Annotated in this window: 1 protein-coding gene; it reads right to left on the reverse strand. The window is 42.5% G+C overall.

Going from position 1 to position 689, the window contains the following annotated elements:
* The coding region (locus tag P255_RS15515; protein ID WP_023274452.1) for a calcium-binding protein at window positions 1-689 on the reverse strand (689 nt) is incomplete at both ends.

A 689-nucleotide genomic window follows, 5' to 3' on the forward strand; every position in this document is an offset into this window, starting at 1 on the left:
ATCAGCTTCTTCTGTTCCCAAAAGAACTAAAGCTTTTACAGCTTCAATATCGAGTGTTGTACTGTCTGAGAATTGGATTTGGTCAATTCGGTAATGTCCTAACGCATCGGACTGGAAATAGTTCTGTACAGTGACGCTGTTTTCCCCATTTAGAGTACGAATCACCAAGTCATCGTTATTGCGTCGGAAGGTAAAATCACCTTGGGTTAAACCATCTGTAAATTGGATAATATCCTGACGGTTTTGGTTAGAGTCATAGTTGTTAATAATGTCATAACCAAAATTTGAGGCAAAGATATAAGTATCATTACCAGTGCCGCCTTCTAGTCCATCATTACCACTACCACCAATAAGAATGTCATCTCCTATGCCGCCAGTTAAGTTATCGTTTCCAATACCACCTTCCAAAAGATCATGATCGGCTCCGCCATTTAGAACATCATTGCCAGTACCACCGTAAAGCTGGTCGGAACCATCGCCTCCATCCAGAAGATCGTTACCCTCACCACCACCTAGAAGATCATTTCCAGTTCCGCCATAAAGCTGGTCATCATCGACTCCGCCATACAACTGGTCATCGCTATCGCCACCGTAGATTTGATCCAGACCTTTTCCACCATAAAGTTGATCTGAACCTGTATTACCGTAAATAATATCGTCACCAGCTTCACCAGAAATCATACTACCTG

The organism is Acinetobacter brisouii CIP 110357, assembly GCF_000488275.1.
Classification (GTDB): domain Bacteria; phylum Pseudomonadota; class Gammaproteobacteria; order Pseudomonadales; family Moraxellaceae; genus Acinetobacter; species Acinetobacter brisouii.